This is a genomic window from Kitasatospora sp. NPDC043950, from assembly GCF_056435345.1.
In genome coordinates, this window is record NZ_JBWKER010000023.1 from 103,917 (window position 1) to 120,291 (window position 16,375).

General features: G+C 74.3%; 17 protein-coding genes. 10 read left to right on the top strand and 7 right to left on the bottom strand.

Annotated features, from left to right (window positions below):
* Window positions 1-10: 10 nt before the first annotated feature.
* Window positions 11-1,174: an acyl-CoA dehydrogenase family protein gene (locus AC07BF_RS17560; protein ID WP_363628226.1), complete on the top strand. Its 1,164-nt coding sequence runs from the start codon at window positions 11-13 to the stop codon at window positions 1,172-1,174.
* A 127-nt stretch (window positions 1,175-1,301) separates the two neighbouring features.
* Here the strand turns inward: AC07BF_RS17560 and AC07BF_RS17565 are convergent, their stop codons facing one another.
* On the bottom strand, window positions 1,302-1,772 hold the full coding sequence (locus AC07BF_RS17565) for a hypothetical protein (protein ID WP_363581684.1): 471 nt from the start codon (window positions 1,770-1,772) through the stop codon (window positions 1,302-1,304).
* Window positions 1,773-2,001: 229 nt separating this feature from the next.
* Between AC07BF_RS17565 and AC07BF_RS17570 the strand changes: the two genes are divergently transcribed.
* The 4 genes from AC07BF_RS17570 to fxsA all read left to right on the top strand — a co-directional run bounded on the left by AC07BF_RS17570 (window position 2,002) and on the right by fxsA (window position 6,682).
* Window positions 2,002-2,442, top strand: a complete 441-nt coding sequence (locus tag AC07BF_RS17570) for an Lrp/AsnC family transcriptional regulator (RefSeq protein WP_350883567.1) — start codon at window positions 2,002-2,004, stop codon at window positions 2,440-2,442.
* 31 nt (window positions 2,443-2,473) lie between these two features.
* Window positions 2,474-4,087 (top strand): amidohydrolase, encoded by a 1,614-nt coding sequence (locus tag AC07BF_RS17575; protein WP_400803210.1) that lies wholly within the window; start codon window positions 2,474-2,476, stop codon window positions 4,085-4,087.
* Window positions 4,088-4,410: 323 nt separating this feature from the next.
* A complete protein-coding gene (gene lnt / locus AC07BF_RS17580; RefSeq protein ID WP_400803207.1) occupies window positions 4,411-6,051 on the top strand; it encodes an apolipoprotein N-acyltransferase in 1,641 nt (546 codons plus the stop codon).
* A gap of 55 nt (window positions 6,052-6,106) precedes the next feature.
* Window positions 6,107-6,682, top strand: coding sequence for an FxsA family membrane protein (gene fxsA / locus AC07BF_RS17585; protein ID WP_478333572.1), 576 nt, complete (start codon window positions 6,107-6,109; stop codon window positions 6,680-6,682).
* Window positions 6,683-6,818: 136 nt separating this feature from the next.
* Here fxsA and AC07BF_RS17590 read toward each other — a convergent pair whose 3' ends face one another.
* The 3 genes from AC07BF_RS17590 to AC07BF_RS17600 form a co-directional block, all read right to left on the bottom strand.
* Entirely contained in the window at window positions 6,819-7,193 is a 375-nt protein-coding gene (locus AC07BF_RS17590) for an RNA polymerase-binding protein RbpA (protein WP_030306127.1), read from the bottom strand.
* Between the two features lie 275 nt (window positions 7,194-7,468).
* Window positions 7,469-9,085 (bottom strand): hypothetical protein, encoded by a 1,617-nt coding sequence (locus AC07BF_RS17595; protein WP_363628233.1) that lies wholly within the window; start codon window positions 9,083-9,085, stop codon window positions 7,469-7,471.
* Between the two features lie 127 nt (window positions 9,086-9,212).
* Window positions 9,213-9,407 (bottom strand): hypothetical protein, encoded by a 195-nt coding sequence (locus tag AC07BF_RS17600; protein ID WP_063346460.1) that lies wholly within the window; start codon window positions 9,405-9,407, stop codon window positions 9,213-9,215.
* Between the two features lie 458 nt (window positions 9,408-9,865).
* Here AC07BF_RS17600 and AC07BF_RS17605 point away from each other — a divergent pair, with 458 nt between their 5' ends.
* From AC07BF_RS17605 to AC07BF_RS17620, 4 genes are all read left to right on the top strand, one after another.
* A complete protein-coding gene (locus tag AC07BF_RS17605) occupies window positions 9,866-10,291 on the top strand; it encodes an ankyrin repeat domain-containing protein (protein WP_363581694.1) in 426 nt (141 codons plus the stop codon).
* Between the two features lie 23 nt (window positions 10,292-10,314).
* Window positions 10,315-10,827: a GNAT family N-acetyltransferase gene (locus AC07BF_RS17610; RefSeq protein WP_363581696.1), complete on the top strand. Its 513-nt coding sequence runs from the start codon at window positions 10,315-10,317 to the stop codon at window positions 10,825-10,827.
* 46 nt (window positions 10,828-10,873) lie between these two features.
* On the top strand, window positions 10,874-11,947 hold the full coding sequence (locus AC07BF_RS17615; protein WP_478333573.1) for a serine hydrolase domain-containing protein: 1,074 nt from the start codon (window positions 10,874-10,876) through the stop codon (window positions 11,945-11,947).
* 170 nt (window positions 11,948-12,117) lie between these two features.
* On the top strand, window positions 12,118-12,615 hold the full coding sequence (locus AC07BF_RS17620) for an NUDIX hydrolase (protein WP_363581700.1): 498 nt from the start codon (window positions 12,118-12,120) through the stop codon (window positions 12,613-12,615).
* Between the two features lie 42 nt (window positions 12,616-12,657).
* On the opposite strand, the gene AC07BF_RS17625 is transcribed toward AC07BF_RS17620, so the two are convergent.
* The 3 genes from AC07BF_RS17625 to AC07BF_RS17635 form a co-directional block, all read right to left on the bottom strand.
* The gene (locus AC07BF_RS17625) at window positions 12,658-13,308 is read right to left on the bottom strand and encodes a vitamin K epoxide reductase family protein (protein ID WP_478333574.1); all 651 of its coding nucleotides are present in this window, start codon (window positions 13,306-13,308) and stop codon (window positions 12,658-12,660) included.
* Window positions 13,309-13,376: 68 nt separating this feature from the next.
* Complete coding sequence (locus AC07BF_RS17630; RefSeq protein ID WP_400803193.1) at window positions 13,377-14,198, bottom strand: DsbA family protein; 822 nt, start codon at window positions 14,196-14,198, stop codon at window positions 13,377-13,379.
* 138 nt (window positions 14,199-14,336) lie between these two features.
* On the bottom strand, window positions 14,337-15,011 hold the full coding sequence (locus AC07BF_RS17635; RefSeq protein ID WP_350883589.1) for a hypothetical protein: 675 nt from the start codon (window positions 15,009-15,011) through the stop codon (window positions 14,337-14,339).
* Window positions 15,012-15,291: 280 nt separating this feature from the next.
* Here AC07BF_RS17635 and AC07BF_RS17640 point away from each other — a divergent pair, with 280 nt between their 5' ends.
* Window positions 15,292-16,179: a CHAD domain-containing protein gene (locus tag AC07BF_RS17640; protein WP_400803189.1), complete on the top strand. Its 888-nt coding sequence runs from the start codon at window positions 15,292-15,294 to the stop codon at window positions 16,177-16,179.
* The last annotated feature ends 196 nt before the right edge of the window (window positions 16,180-16,375 follow it).

Here is a 16,375-nt window from a genome sequence, read left to right on the forward strand (position 1 = left end):
GACCGCCGCCATGACCCCGTCCCCAGTGAAAGCCGTGGAGCGCCAGCTGCCCAGCGAGGAGGCCCACGAGCTGCTGAGCCTCACCCGGGACCTGGTCCAGCGCGAGCTGCAGCCCCGCGCGGCCGAGGACGAGGCCGCCGGCCGCTTCCCGCGGGAGGTCTTCCGCACCCTCGGCGAGGCCGGCCTGCTCTCCCTCCCCTACGACGAGAAGTACGGCGGCGGCGGGCAGCCCTACGAGGTGTACCTGCAGGTGCTGGAGGAGCTGGCGTCCGGCTGGCTGGCCGTCGGCCTCGGGGTGAGCGTGCACACCCTCTCCTGCCACGCGCTGGCCGGCTTCGGCACCGAGGAGCAGCGCGGCCGGTGGCTGCCCGGAATGCTCTCCGGCGAGCAGCTCGGCGCCTACTGCCTCTCCGAACCGCAGTCCGGTTCGGACGCGGCCGCGCTGCGCACCCGCGCCGACCTCGACGGCGACGCGTACGTGGTGAACGGCACCAAGGCGTGGATCACCCACGGCGGCCGGGCGGACTTCTACAGCGCCCTGGTGCGCACCGGCGGCGAGGGCTCCAAGGGCATCAGCTGCCTGCTCGTCCCGGGCGACGCACAGGGCCTGTCGGCCGCCCCGCCGGAGCACAAGATGGGCATGCGCTCCTCGCCGACCGCGCAACTGCACTTCGACGGCGCCCGGGTCTCCCGCGACCGGCTGATCGGCGAGGAGGGCCAGGGCTTCCAGATCGCGCTCGCCGCACTGGACTCCGGCCGCCTCGGCATCGCCGCCTGCGCGGTCGGCGTCGCCCAGGCCGCGCTCGACCTCGCGGTCGACTACGCGCGCACCCGCCGTCAGTTCGGCCGCCCGATCGCCGAGTTCCAGGGCCTGTCCTTCATGCTCGCCGACATGGCCACCCAGATCGAGGCCGGGCGGGCGCTCTACCTGTCCGCCGCCCGGCTGCGGGACGCGGGCCTGCCGTTCTCCAAGGAGGCGGCGATGGCCAAGCTGTTCTGCACCGACGCCGTGATGCGGGTGACCACCGACGCGGTCCAGGTGCTCGGCGGCTACGGCTACACGCAGGACTTCCCGGCCGAGCGCTACATGCGCGAGGCGAAGGTGCTGCAGATCGTCGAGGGCACCAACCAGATCCAGCGCCTGGTGATCGGCCGTCACCTCACCAAGGGCTGAGCCCCCCACAAACGGCCTCCGGCCGTCACTCCAGGGTGCGGAGTGACGGCCGGAGGCGTCTTCGATCCTGCGTCAACCCGCCTGCGCGGGCGGGCGGATCAGCAACCCGCCCGCGCGGGCCGGCGGATCAGCGCCGGACGAGGCGGCGGCGCTGCTCGGGGATGGCCGAGATGACCGGGACGGCCGGGGCGACGACGGCGGTCCGCGTCGGCCGGTGCGCCACCGCGTGCGAGAACGGCTGGGTGCGCCAGTCGAGTTCGGTGGGGAGCCTGAACAGCGCGTCGAGTCCGGCGGGTTGGGCGTCCTCCGGGGTCTCCACCTCGGCGAGGTCGTCGGTCGGCGTGCCCGAACCCGGGCACAGCGCGGGGGTGAAGGGGTTCCAGGCGGTCGGCAGCAGCGCGTGCTGCGGCAGCCGCTCCTCGTCGGCCACCAGGGCGATCGGGCGGCGGCACTCGGGGCAGTGCACCCGGAAGATGTCCCAGGTCTCGGCCTCACCCGGGTCGATGCCCGGGACGTGGCCGTGATCGACCGCGAGGTCGTCGCGGCCGGTCGTATCGTCGGTCTCGTCGGCGCCCAGGGCACGCTGGTCAGTCGGCATGAGGATCCCCCTCGGATCGGGCCCGGCGTGGTCGCCCGGGGCCACAACCAGCACTTCCCTTCGATTCGGGCTCATAACCCTGCGGTCCGGTGCACCGTGATGCACCGGGTGTGTCCTTGGCCACATCCACTGCCACATTCGCCTGGCATTTGCCCGCGTGACACCTGCGGGCACCCGATGTGACACCGCGTGCGCCCCCCGTGCCCCCGACCGGGTAGGTTTGCGCACTGTGGAGGATCTCGACCAACGCATCGTCCAGCTGCTCCTAGAGGACGGCCGGATGAGCTACACGGACCTGGGCAAGGCCACCGGCCTGTCCACCTCGGCGGTGCACCAGCGGGTGCGCCGCCTCGAACAGCGCGGGGTGATCCGCGGCTACACCGCGATCATCGACCCCGACGCCGTCGACCTGGCACTCACCGCGTTCATCTCGGTCAAGCCCTTCGACCCCAGCGCCCCGGACGACACCCCCGAACGGCTGGCCGGCCTGCCCGAGATCGAGGCCTGCCACAGCGTCGCCGGCGACGAGAACTACATCCTCAAGGTGCGCGTCGGCGCCCCCGGCGACCTGGAGGACCTGCTCGCCCGCATCCGCAGCGCCGCCGGCGTCTCCACCCGCACCACCGTCGTCCTCTCCACCCCCTACGAGGCGCGACCCCCGAGGCTCTGAGGACGAACCCCGCAGGTGCAGACTTAGCGGCATGACCGAACGCACTTCCCGGACCGTCCTGCTGCGCGGCGGCGCCGTCTACAGCCCCGCCGACCCCTTCGCCACTGCGATGCTCGTCGAGGGCGAGCACATCGCCTGGGTCGGCAGCGACGGCGCCGCCGAGGCGTACGCCGCCACCGCCGACGAGATCGTCGAGCTGGACGGCGCCCTGGTCACCCCCGCCTTCGTCGACGCCCACGTGCACGCCACCGCCACCGGCCTGGCGCTCACCGGCCTCGACCTCACCGGCAGCCCCTCGCTGGCCGACGCCCTCGCCGCCGTCACCGCCTTCGTCGACGCCCGGCCCGAGCCCGGCGGGGTGCTCATCGGCCACGGCTGGGACGAGACCGGCTGGCCCGAGGGCCGCCCGCCCACGCTCGCCGAACTCGACGCCGCCGCCCGCGGCGCCGCGCTCTACCTCTCCCGCACCGACGTGCACTCCGCGCTCGCCACCACCGCGCTGCGCACCCTCGCCCCCGGCCTGGCCGAGAGCCCCGGCCACACCGCGGACGGCCCGCTCACCAAGGACGCCCACCACGCCGTCCGGCGGACCGCGCTCGCCCACCTCACCCCCGAGCAGCGCGGCCGCGCCCAGCGCGCCACCCTCGCCCGCGCCGCCGAACTCGGCATCGGCGCGCTGCACGAGTGCGCCGGCCCGGAGATCTCCTCCGAGGCCGACCTGGCCGCCCTGCTGGCCCTCGCGGCCGAGGGTGAAGGCCCCGAGGTCTTCGGCTACTGGGGTGAGTTGGGCGGCGTCGAGACGGCCCGCCGACTCGGCGCGGTGGGCGCCGGCGGCGACCTCTTCGCGGATGGCGCGCTGGGCTCGCACACCGCCTGCCTGCACACCCCCTACGCCGACGCCGAGCACACCGGCACCGCCTACCTGACCGCCGAGCAGGTCGCCGACCACGTCGCCGCCTGCACCGAGGCCGGGCTCCAGGCCGGCTTCCACGCCATCGGCGACGCGGCCGTGGCCGCCGTCCTGGACGGCGTCCGGGCGGCCGGGGAGCGGGTCGGCGCCGGGCGGGTCAAGGCGCTGCGCCACCGCGTCGAGCACGCCGAGGCGCTGGACGACGAGTCCGTCGCCGTCTTCGCCGAGCTCGGCCTCACCGCCTCCGTCCAGCCCGCCTTCGACGCCGCCTGGGGCGGCCCGGACGGCATGTACGTCCAGCGCCTCGGCGCCGAGCGGGCCGCCGCGCTCAACCCCTTCGCCGCCCTGCTGCGGGCCGGTGTGCCGCTGGCCTTCGGCTCGGACGCCCCGGTCACCCCGCTCGACCCCTGGGGCACCGTCCGCGCGGCCGCCTTCCACCAGACCCTGGACCACCGGATCTCCGTCCGCGCGGCCTTCACCGCGCACACCCGCGGCGGCTGGCGCGCGATCGGCCGCGACCAGGACGGCGTGCTCGTGCCCGGCGCCGTCGCCAGCTACGCGATCTGGGCCGCCGACGAACTGGTCGTCCAGGCCCCGGACTCCCGGGTGGCGGGCTGGTCCACCGACCCGCGCTCCGGCACCCCGGGCCTGCCCGACCTCACCCCCGGCCACCCGCTGCCGGCCTGCCTGCGCACCGTCGTCCGCGGCCGCACCGTCCACCGGGCCGCCGAGTAGAGCCGAGCAGACCCGCGTGAACCCGGCGGAAGCGGCGGCCCGGCGGCCGTGGGTCGACCCCCGGGACGACCGCCCCGCTGGTCCCCGCCGGCTTCACCGTCCCCCGCGAGCTGCCCGCCCGGACTTCCGCCCGGAGCCCCTGGGCGGGCAGCACCGCGCCGCCGACCCCGCCGCCCGGTCGGGGGCGTGTGCGGCAAGGCCCGCCGGGCCGTGAGGCGCTGACCCTGCTACCACCCTGACCTCACGCTTCCCTGACCTTCCGGGGTACCTTCTTCGGACAGCGTCCGAACAGCAAGATCCAGGAAGATGGTGCGCCGGTGGCCATGCCCGTCACCCAGGAGCGGCCGGGGGCCGCACCCGAGCCGGCGGAGTCGGCGCCCAGGCCCGGCCGGGCCGCCCGCGCCGTCGCCAAGGTCCGGGCGGGCCTTCCCCGCACCGGCCTCGCGGCCCTGGCGGGTCTGCTGCTCGCACTCGCCTTCCCGCCCTTCGACCTGTGGCCGCTGTCGCTGCTCGGCGTCGCCGCGCTGTCCCTGCTCACCCGGGGCCGCACCGTCCGCCAGGCGGCCTGGACGGGCTTCGCCTTCGGCCTGCCGTTCTTCCTGCTGCTGCTCAGCTGGCTGCGGGTGGTCGGCTGGGACGCGACGGTCGGCCTGTCGGTCGTGGAGGCACTGTTCCTGGCCGTCCTCGGCAGTGGTCTGGCCCTCACCTCCCGGCTGCCGGCCTGGCCGCTCTGGGCGGCCTGCCTGTGGATCACCCAGGAGTGGGCGCGCGACCGGCTGCCGTTCGGCGGCTTCCCGTGGGGGCGGCTGGCCTTCGCCAACACCGCGACCCCGTTCACGCCGCTGGCCGCGCTCGGCGGCGCACCGCTGGTGACCTTCGCGGTCGCCCTCTCGGGAGCCCTGCTCGCCGGCGCCGCGCTGCGCCTGCGCGGGCCGCGCAAGACGCCCCGGGCCGCCGCGCTGGCGGGGCTGGGCGCGGTGGCCGCGCTGCTGGCCGGGTACCTGGTGCCGGTGCCGACCGCGCCGGCCGACACCGTGAAGGTCGCCATCGTCCAGGGCAACGTGCCCAACCCGGGCATGGACTTCCTGGGCCGCCCGATGATGGTCCTCAACAACCACGCGGTGGCGACCGAGCGGCTGGCCGCGGACATCGCCGCCGGTAAGGTCGAGCGCCCCGACATCGTGATCTGGCCGGAGAACTCCTCCGACCTGGACCCGTTCAGCGACCCGCTCGCCTACCAGCGCATCGACCAGGCCGTGAAGACGGTCGGCGTGCCCACCCTGGTCGGCACCCTGGTGGACGGCCCGGACGCGCAGCACGTCCAGAACGAGGGCATCGTCTGGGACCCGAAGACCGGCCCCGGCGCCTCCTACACCAAGCAGCACCCCGTCCCGTTCGGGGAGTACGTGCCGTTCCGCGCCCAGCTGATGAAGGTGATCACCCGGCTCCAGCGGGTCGCCCGGGACTTCTACCCCGGCGACCACAACGGCGTCATGCAGCTCGGCCCGGCCCGGATCGGCGACGTGATCTGCTTCGAGGTCGCCTACGACGAGATCGTCCGCGACACCGTGGACAGCGGCGCCCGCGTCCTGGTGGTCCAGACCAACAACGCGACCTATGCCAAGACCGGCCAGCCCGAGCAGCAGCTCGCGATGAGCCGGCTGCGCGCGGTCGAGCACGGCCGGGCCGTGCTGATCGCCGCCACCAGCGGCATCAGCGCGGTGATCGCCCCGGACGGCACGGTCCAGCAGCGCACCGAGGAGCTGACCGCGGCCGAGCTGTCGGCGGTCGTCCCGCTGCGCGACGGCACCACGGTCGCCGACCGGGTCGGCGCCGCGCCGGAGTGGACGCTGGCCCTCGCGGGCCTGCTGGCCTGCGGCGCGGGCGTGCTGGTCGGCCGCCGACGGAAGACCGGCGCCGGAACACCGGCCGCGGGGGAATCGTTGGACCAGGTGGTGCCGTAGCCGGCCCGGACCTCCCGTGCGGCGCGCAGAGCACTGCTTGGAGTGGATTCGTACCGTGACCCAGCAAGCTACCCCCGCCCGTCCGGCCCCGCGCGGCAAGCTCCGCCGGGTGCTGCCGCTGCTGATCACCGCCTGGCTGGTGCTGGAGATCTGGCTGCTGGTCCAAGTGGGCTCGTGGCTGGGTGGATTCGTCGTCGTGCTGCTGCTCGTCGCGGGCGCGCTGATCGGCGGTTCGCTGATCAAGCGGGCCGGGCTGAAGGCGCTGTCCGCGGCGATCGAGCAGAGCAAGGACCCGAAGTCCGAGCAGCCCGAGACCGGCACCAGCCTGACGGTGCTGGCGGGCCTGCTGCTGATCGTCCCGGGCTTCCTGTCGGACCTGGTGGCGCTCACCCTGCTGTTCCCGCCCACCCGGGCGCTCTGGCGGGCCGGTGGCCGCCGGGTGGCCGACAAGGCGCTGCGCAGCACCGTCGCCGGGGCTGATCCGTTCGCGGACGCGATGCGGCTGCAGGAACAGCTGCGCATCCACCGCCCGGACGGCAAGGTGATCCAGGGCGAGGTGGTGGAGCCCGGTGATGGCCCGCGCGGTCAACAGGGCCCGGACACCACCTACCGCCCGCCGATCTCGGGCTGACCGCCCCTCCCGGGAACGCGAGAGCCGGCCTCGCCTCGCCTTCCCGGGAGCGCGCGGGAACGCGAGGCGGGAACGCGAAAGGGACCCTGGTGACCAGGGTCCCTTTTCGCGTCCTCCCGCCGTGGCGGGAGCGAGGTCAGGCGCTCTTGCGGGTGTCCCGCGGGTGTACCGCGAGGTTCATTCCGCCGGAGCGGAGCACGGCCAGTCGCTCGGCCAGTACCTCCTCCAGTTCCTCACGGGTCCGGCGCTCCATCAGCATGTCCCAATGGGTACGCGTCGGCTTGACCTTCTTCTCTTCCGGCTCGTCGCCGTCGAGAAGTACCGCCTCCTGGCCACAGAAGCGGCATTCCCAGGCCTGGGGGATCTCCGCCTCGACCGAGAAAGGAACCTCGAATCGGTGTCCGTTCTGACATGCATACTCGACGGTCTGGCGGGGAGCCAGATCGATACCGCGGTCGGTCTCGTAGCTAGTGGCCCCGAGTCGCGTGCCGCGGAGAGCTCGCTCGCTCATGAATCGTGCCTCCCGGGCTTATGGCCCACAGGACTAGTGGTCGCTGTTCTTCGTCGTTCGGTCAACGCTCGGCTTCCGACGAAGATTCCCGTCCGGGGACATGCGTCGTCTGTCGTGCCGCCCCTGTTTGTACCCATCGGCGCCCGATTTGTCACATCTGGCCGTGGATATCACCCTAGGTGTCACCTATTTCACATCTGGTGATCGGTCGGCCTTTCCGGGACGAGCCTACCGGGGCGGGATTCGACGACCGCCGCCGCCCCCGCCCGACGTGGTCAGGAGATCGGGCGGGAACGGATCATCGGCTCGCCCTTGGCGAGGTCGACCGGGTGGGCCCGGGGGGCCGGATCGGCGGGCAGGACCACCGGCGGGCGCTCCGGCCGGGGCGGCAGGTCGGCGGCGGCCTCGGTGCGGGTGTCGCGGTGCGGCAGCAGGGCGATCACCGCGTCCCGCAGCTGGGCCGGGGCCTCCTCGTCCAGCGGGTCGACGGTGGCGGGCACCTGGAGCCGGACGGGGGTGCCGTTGCCGATCCGGGCGTAGCCGCGGCCGGCGGGGGCGTGCGCGGCGGGCACGATGTCCAGCGGCGCGCCGAGCACGGCGTGGCCCTCCTCGGGGCCGGCGGGGCCGAGTACGACCCGGGCCCGGGTGGTGGAGCGCACGGTCGAGGTGATCCGGCCCCTGGCCTCGACGTCGTCGGCGATCACCACGGTGACGCGGGCGGCGCGGCCGTGCCGCAGTGGCAGCTCCAGCAGGTCCTGCGGGTCCGGGCGGCCCTCGGCGTGGGCGAGCTCGCTCAGCTCGGTCGGGTGGTCCAGGAGCAGCCAGAGCGGGCGGGTGGCGTCCTCGGGGGGCGCGGTGCCGGCGTGCCGGGCGGCGTTCAGCGCGGCGAGCCGGCGCTCGGTCTCCTGCGCGGCCCACTCCAGCGCGGCCAGCGCGCCGTGCAGGCTGGTCTCCACGGTGTGCACGCCGGGCCGGTTGACCAGGCAGGCGTGCTCCCCGGTGCCCGCGCCGTCGACCACCACCAGGTCCCCGTACGGGAGCGCCTGGAGCGCGATCGAGCGGATCAGGCTGGAGGTGCCGTAGCCGGTGACGCCGAGCGCCAGCAGGTGCGGCTCGGCCGAGCGGGGGCCGGTGCGCCAGACGACCGGCGGCTGCTGGGCGATCGCGCCGCCCTGGGTGACCGGGATGGTCCGGGCGGTGCCGTCCTCGTCGGTGAAGCCGAGCACGATCTCGCCGGGGGCGGCCACGAAGCGCTGGGCGACGATGTCGGCGGGCAGCGGGGTGAGCGCGGCGATCCGCAGCCGGTTGGACTCCTCGTCCCAGTCGAAGCGGTACTCCCGGGCCCGGCCGGCCTTGCCCTGGACGACCTGCTCGATCCGGGCCCGCGCGATCGGCTCGGTGTCGGTGAAGTACGCCGGGTAGCCGAGTTCCAGCCGGGAGAGCCGGCCCTCGTCGTCGAACTCCCAGGAGCCGAAGGCGTTCTTGTAGTGGCCCTCGTAGTGGTACAGCGGGTTGGCGTCCTCGGGGCCGCACAGGTACGGCGTGAGCGCCGCGTAGAGCGCGCCGAGCTTGATGTCGGCGACGTCCGGGGCGGGCGGGGCGGGTGCGGGCTTGGGGGCCCGGCCGGCCCAGGCGGAGCTGGCCATCAGGGCGATCAGGGCGAACAGCAGGCCGTGCGGCAGCAGGTAGACGCCGACCAGCATCGCGGCGGAGAGGAACAGCGTCGGGCCGCGGCGCTCCTTCGGGGTGGCGTTCCAGCGGTCCTTGGCCCAGCCCGCGTGGTGGCGCAGTCCGCGGCCGATCACGGAGAGCGGGGCGAACATGTCGGAGGCGTGGTCCCCGGCGGTTCGGGCGATCTCGCGGCCCTTGCTGAGATGGCGTTGGAGCGGCATTCCTTGACTCCCCGGGCGAGTGGGACGGGTCGGGTGGCGGGGGCGGAGCCGGTACGACGGGACCCGGGGCGGTGGGATCCGCACCCGGGCCCGTGCGGGGGAGTGGCAGCGCCTGGAACGTGGACCGCTAGAACTTGAGGCCGCCGAGCAGGCTCGCCAGGCTGGCGCCGCCGGCGGTGATGCTCGGGGCGATCGAGGAACCGGCGACGTAGAAGCCGAAGAGGGCGCAGACGACGGCGTGGGAGACCTTCAGCCCGTCCCTGCGGAAGAACAGAAAGGCGATGGTGCCGAACAGGACGATGCCGGAAATCGAGAGGATCACGTTCTGCTCCTCGGGGAGGGGGGACGGGGACGGTGCTACGGAAAGTGCGCTTATCGTGACAAAAAGTAATAGATGATGGAACGGTGCAAATGGGTGGTTTCCCGTTCAACGTCGCCCTGGAGTTCGGGCGAAGGCGGGCGGACCGGCCGGGGTGGGGCCGTGTCCCGCGCAGTTCCAGTGCGGCGAGGCATTCCCGCCGGGTGGGCGGGAGGTTTCCGGGGGGTCGGGGAAGTTCGCCCGGATGGCCGCCGTTCGAGGGCTGCCATCCGCCATCCGGACGCGCGCTGGCCCGGCCCGGCACCCGGCCGCTACGGTGCGGTACGCGCGGCTCCTCCAGCCGCACTCCGCCAGCGACACTCCTCCACCGTGGCTCTGCCGCCTGCGGAACCCGTAGAACCCGCAGAACCCGTAGGACCCGCAGAGCCCGCAGAGCCCGCAGACCGGAAAGGCCGCCCGCCATGACCGACGCCGCCAGCCAGCAGCCCGCCGACGCCCCCGGCGCCCCCGACGCCGAGGTGATCGCCCTGGCCGGAAAGCTCTTCGACGCCGCCCGGGCCGGCGAGACCGACACCCTGGCCGCCTACGTGGACGCCGGCGCGCCCGCCGACCTCACCAACGACCGCGGCGACACCCTGCTCATGCTCGCCGCCTACCACGGCCACGCCGCCACCGTCGAAGCCCTGCTGGCGCGAGGCGCCGACCCGAACCGCGCCAACGACCGCGGTCAGACCCCGCTCGCCGGCGCCGTCTTCAAGGGCGCCGAGGACGTGCTGACCGTCCTGCTGGACGGCGGCGCCGACCCCGCCGCCGGCACCCCGAACGCCGTCGACACCGCACGGATGTTCGGCAAGAACGAGCTGGTCGCCCGTTTCGAGGCCCGCTGATCCAGGTCGTAGGCTCTTCCCTCATGAAGAGCACCACCATGGAGGCCGGAACCGTCGAGTTCCGCGTCACCGGCTACGCCCACCCCGACGCCCAGGCCCTGTCGGCGGAGGTGCAGCAGGAGTACGTCCGCCGCTACGGCGACCCCGACGAGACCGTGCTGCACCTCGATGACTTCGACTCGCCGGCCGGTCTGTTCCTGGTCGCCTACCTCGACGGCCGACCGGTCGCCTGCGGGGGCTGGCGGGCCAAGCAGGCCGGGCCGGACGGGCTGCGTGACGGCGACGTCGAGCTGAAGCGGATGTTCGTGGTCCCCGCCGCCCGCGGCCGTGGCCTGGCCCGGGCGGTGCTGCGCCGCCTGGAGCAGACCGCCGCCGAGGCCGGACGCACCCGCGTCATCCTGGAGACCGGCACCGAGCAGCCCGAGGCCGTGGCGCTGTACGGGTCCGAGGGGTACGCGGCGATCCGGAAGTTCGGCATCTACCGCGACCACCCGCAGAGCATCTGCCTCGGCAAGGAACTTCCCGCGGCGGCCTGACCGGCCCGCCCGCCGGGTAGGCTCACGACACCTCTGAGGGGGGACGATGAGCCAGCAACCGCCAGGAGCCGACCGGCTCCCCGCCCTGGCCGCGCCCGGTGGGGAGCTGGACCGGCTGGTCCGGGGCGGCGTGCGCACCGTCGGGGCCGGCGCCGTCTGGGCCGTCGGCGAGGCCGGGGGGACGCTCGGCGGCGGCGCGCACGGCATGCTCGGGCAGGGCCCGTACGCCCGGCTCGCCCCCGGGCCGGACACCCGGTACGACCTCGCCAGCCTCACCAAGATCATCGCCCTCTGGCCCTGCGCCGGAGTGCTCCGGCAGGCCGGGCGACTCCCGCTCGACGAACCGCTCGGCCACTGGTGGCCGCCCGCCTCCGGGCACCCCGCCGGTGCGGTGACGGTCCGTCAACTCCTCGCGCACACCGCCGGAATGCTCCCTCGCACCGGATTCGAGCAGCTCTACGGGCGCGACCTCGCGGCGATCCGGGCCGGGGTGATCGCCGCCCCGCTGCACCGCGCCCCCGGTGCGGCCGTCGAGTACACCGACCGCGCCGCCGTCCTGCTCGGCTACCTCGTCGAGGACCTCGGCGGCGCGCCGCTGGACGAGCTCGCCACCCGCTGGATCTGGCGGCCGCTCGCCATGGCCGACACCCGGTACGGGCCGCTCGGCCCCGCCGACACCGCCCGCACCGCGCCCACCGAGTACGACCCGCGGGCCGGGAGCCACCTGTGCGGCGTCGTCCACGACCCCTCGGCCCGGCTGCTCGGCGGCGTCTCCGGCAACGCCGGGGCCTTCTCCACCGCCCGCGACCTCGCCCGCTTCCTCACCGCGCTGCTCGCCCCGCCGCCCCAACTGCCTTGGGGCGAGGCCTGGATCGCCGAGTCGCTGCGCGAACAGACCGGCGGCCTCGCCCCCGCCCGCGGCCTGTCCTGGCTGTGCGCCCCCGGCACCGACCCCGCCGAGGGCGCCTTCGTCCACTACGGCTTCACCGGCACCGGCATCTGGATCTCCCGGCGGCTCGGCCGCTGGGCGCTGCTGCTCACCAACAAGGTCCACTACGACCGCGGCATCCAGCCGCTCACCGACCTGCGCAACGCCTACCGGCGGGCGGTCTTCGGTTAGGGGCTCTCTTCCGGATCGCGCCGGGCGCGCGGCGTGATCCGAAAGAGAGCCCCTGGGTCCGTTCCTGCGTCGAGTACCCGATCGGGTGGATTAGGGCACGAACCGCCGGATCCGGCACGGGGGTTGCGGCAGAGTGGCCACCGGGACGGGGCACCGGCGGAGGAGGCGCGATGACGGACACCTGGCTCTCGGAACAGGACTGGCTGGCCGGACTGCTGCGCGCCTACGTCGGCTGCAGCGTGCTGCTCACCGGCGAAGGCGGCGACGTCCTGCTGCTGAAGGCCAGTTACCGCGCCCAGTGGCAGTTCCCCGGCGGCGGGATGGACCCGGGCGAGGGCCCCGCCGAATGCGCCGCCCGCGAACTGCGCGAGGAGACCGGGCTGGTGGCCGGCGAGCTGCGGCTGCTCGTCGTCGAGTGGCGCGATCCGATCCCCGGCCAGGGCGAACACGCCCACCCCGCCGTGCAGTTCATGTTCGACGGCGGAACGGTCCCGGCCGGCGCGACCATCCGGGTGCAGGCCGAGGAGATCGCCGAGTACGGGTACTTCACCCCCGCCCGGGCGGCCGCACTGCTGCACCCCTGCGCGGCGCGCCGACTCGCCCGGGCCCTGGCGGCCCGGCGCACCGGCGCCACCGCGCTGCTGCACTCCACGGGATACGTCGGCTGACGATCCGTCAAATATGCCAGTCCGTCAGACCCGTCAGACCCGTCAGACCAGCGTGCTCCAGTAGTACCAGAACCGGTTGAGGATCAGCAGCGCGATCACCGCCGCCCACAGCACCGGCACCGCCCAGTGGTAGCGCGCCGCCTCCCGCACGACCGGCCGCAGCCGCGGGCCCACCGGGATCACCCCCGTCCGGAGGTTGTGCAGCGTCGTGTACCAGAACAGCACTACCACCGTCGCCCACACCACCATGCAGTACGGGCACAGCGCGCCGATCCGGTACAGCGCCTCGTCGATCAGCCAGTGCACGAACACCACCCCCAGCAGGGTGCCCGCGTGCAGGCCCAGCCAGAACCAGCGCCGGTACGCGGCACCGGCCAGCAGCCCCGCCCCGACCGCCGCCAGCGCGCCGAAGGCGGCCAGCCCGAGCAGCGGGTTCGGGAACCCGAAGACCTCCGCCTGCTCGGTGCGCATCACCGAACCGCAGCTGATCACCGGATTGAGGTTGCAACTGGGGACATAGGACGGGTTCTCCAGGATGCGGAGCTTGTCGAAGGTCAGGACGGCCGAGGTGGCCAGCCCGATCAGCCCGCCGAGGAGCAGCAGCAGGGAGAACGCCCGGCCCGCGCCGACCGGCGCACGGCCGGGGGCGCCGGGGGCGGGAGGGGAGGGGTGCACAGAGGTAGCGGCGGACATGGCAGCACACTCCGGTGGCTGGGAGGAGCCGGCCCGGCCGGGGTTCGGCCGGGCCGGTGGTGCCGTGCTTACTTCAGGCCGGCGGCCTGCTTCACCTGGGCGGTGAACTGCTCCGGCGTCACCGTGGACTGGCCGCTGAACAGCGTGATCGGCTTGCCGTCCACCTTGACCGTCGGGGTGCCCGTCACCCCGCTGCCGTTGAACGCGTCCGCGACCTTCGCCGCCCACGGCGCGTACGTCTTGTCGGTGACGGCCTTCACGAAGGCGTCCGTCTTCAGCCCGGGCACCTGGCCGGCCAGGTCGAGGATGTGGTTGACGTTGCCGAAGTCGTCCTTCCGCTCGTCGGGCTGGTTGGCGTACAGCACGTCGTGGAACTGCTTGAACTTGTCCACGCCCTCGTTCAGCGCGGCCCCCGCGGCGGCCAGCGCGGTGCGCGAGCCCTTGCCGCCGAGGGCGTTGTCCAGGAACGCCGCCAGGTGGAACTCCACCTTGACCGAGCCGTCCTCGGTCAGCTTCTTGACCGCCTCGCCGTTCGCCGCCTCGAAGTGCTTGCAGACCGGGCAGCGGAAGTCCTCGTACACCTCCATGGTGTGCGGGGCGTCGGCCTTGCCGTAGGTGATCACCGTGCCGTCCGGGCCGGAGGCGTTCGCCGGGACGACCAGCTCGGTCGGCGCGGACGCATCGGCGGCCGCCTTCGAGTCCTTCTTGCCGGACGCCGAGTTGATCGCGACCGCCGCTCCGCCCGCGAGGGCGAGCACCGCGACGGCGGACACCACCACGACGATCCGCTGACGGCGCTTCGAGGCCGCCTGCTCGATGCGCTGCGCCTCCTGGATCCGCTCACGGGCACTGATGCGCTTGGCCTGCTGCTTGCTGGGGGTCTGAGCCATGGAAGGTCAACTCCTGTACGCGGCGCGCGGATGCGCGCGGGAAACCGCACCGGGTGCGGCGGGATCGAGTGAACGCGGGAGTTGTGCGCGCTGCCTGCGGACGAACGTGCGCGGCGGCCCCAAAAGGCCTCGGGCGGGTCAGCAGGCAGGCGCGAGAACCGGCGGACCACGCCGGGGAGCCGGGCTCAGCACCACGTCCTCGCGGCGCGGCCGCACGCGGTCCGACACCGGCAGCGGCACCCGCAGCACCGGCCGAACCGGAGCCGGGAGCAGCAGCAGGACCAGGGCGCGCAACGGGCGGGCCAGCGACTGGCGCAGCGCGCGCAGCGACCGGGCCAGGCCCGACAGGGCCGCGTCGCCCAGCCGCAGCCAGGCAGCGGCGGCCAGTGCGATCACCAGGTGCACCAGCAGGAGCAGCACCTGGGTCGCCGCCGGGGCCAGCGGCCCCACGTGGCCCAGCGGACCGGCCAGCAGCGACCCGTCCACCGAACCGCCGCCACACACCAGGAGGTTCACGCCGCGCGCGGGCACGTGCTCGGACAGGATCGGCCCACAGCCGGCCTGCCCCAGGTTGAACGTCGTGTTGAGCAGCAGCTCGACCGGCACCAGCACACCGGAGATGTGCAGCAGCCGCCGCTCCCCGCCGGCCAGCGCGGCCGCGACCAGGAAGACGACGGCGGTCGCGGCCGCCACCAGCGAGAGCGGCAGCGGGCGACCCGTGATGACCACCTGGCCCAGCGCGGACAGCGGCACGGCGAGCGCGGTGAACACCGCGGCCCGCAGGGCCCTGATCGCATGGGTGGAGGTCGTCACGTCCCGGAGTATGCCACGACGCTTACATCCGGCACGAGGGCGCGTACCCGGGGAGTGGAAGCGTTGTCCGCCGGAGGCCGTTCGTTCACCCGCCTGACGCGCGCTCAGCCGGGATCGCTTCGCTGTTCGTGCGGGTCGGCGTCCTGTGCGCCGCGCGGTCGTCCCGGGCCTGCTCGTCCCCGGGGCTGCTCGTCCCCGTCGCGGTCCTGGTCGTCGTCGGGCCCCGGGGCCCGTAGCCTGGAATGCGTTCCCGGTGACCCCGATGAGGGGGTGAGCGCTCATGGCGCGACCCGCCACCACGGTGGGGCAGGTGCTGCTGGACCGCCTCGGCGCCCAGGCGGCGGTGCTGGCCGGCCTCGACGACGCCGTCCGGGCGGACGAACCGGACGCGGTGCACCGGATGCGGGTCGCCTGCCGGCGGCTGCGCAGCGCCCTGCGGACCTTCCGGCGGCTGTTCGCCCCCGGGGCCACCGACCACCTGGTCGCCGAACTGCGCTGGCTCGCGGACGCCCTCGGCCGCGCCCGGGACGGCGAGGTGCTCGCCGAGCGGCTGGCCGCCCAGGCCCGGGCACTGCCCGCCGTCTGCCGGCCGGAGCGGGTCGCGGCGGAGCTGGAGCGGTGGGGGCGGGCCGAGTACCGGCAGGCCTGGCCCGAGGTGCTCGCGGCCCTCGACAGCCCGCGCCGCCGCGCCCTCGCCGACGCCCTCGCCACCCTCCTCGCCGACCCCCCGCTGCGCCGCCGGGCCGGCCGTGACGCCGTCCCCGAGCTGGCCCGGATCGCCGAGCGCGAGCAGCACCGCACCGGCGAGCGCGTCCGGGCGGCCCTCGACGCCGGGGCCGGGCCCGCCGAGCAGCGCGACCGCGCCCTGCACGAGGCCCGCAAGGCCGCCAAACGCGCCCGCTACGCCGGCGAGACCGCCGCCCCGGCGGTCGGCGCGGCCGCCGAGCGGTACACGGACCGGATGAAGGCCGTCCAGGAACTGCTGGGCGAGCACCAGGACGCGGTGATCGCCGCCGACACCCTCGCCGGGCAGGCCGCCGACAGCGGCGAGCCCTTCGGCCTCGGGGCGCTCTACGCCCGCCAGCTCACCGCCGCCGAGACGGCCCGGGCCAGGCTGCCCCAGGTGTGGGACCGGGCGGCGGGGCGCAAGCTGCCGCGGTTCGGCTAGGGCGAACCTAGGTCCAATGCCGGTGACTTTAGGTTGCTCCTGGCTGGGTGATGGTGACTGTCGCCGGTTCTGGTTGCGGCCAGTTGCGGTGTTGGGAGCGTTTGAGGGGCCAGTTGGACATCTTGCGTTTGATGACGCGGGGGCAGGTCCGCCTGCGGCGTTCGGGTAGCAGGCGGTCGGTGATCTCAGCCAGGGT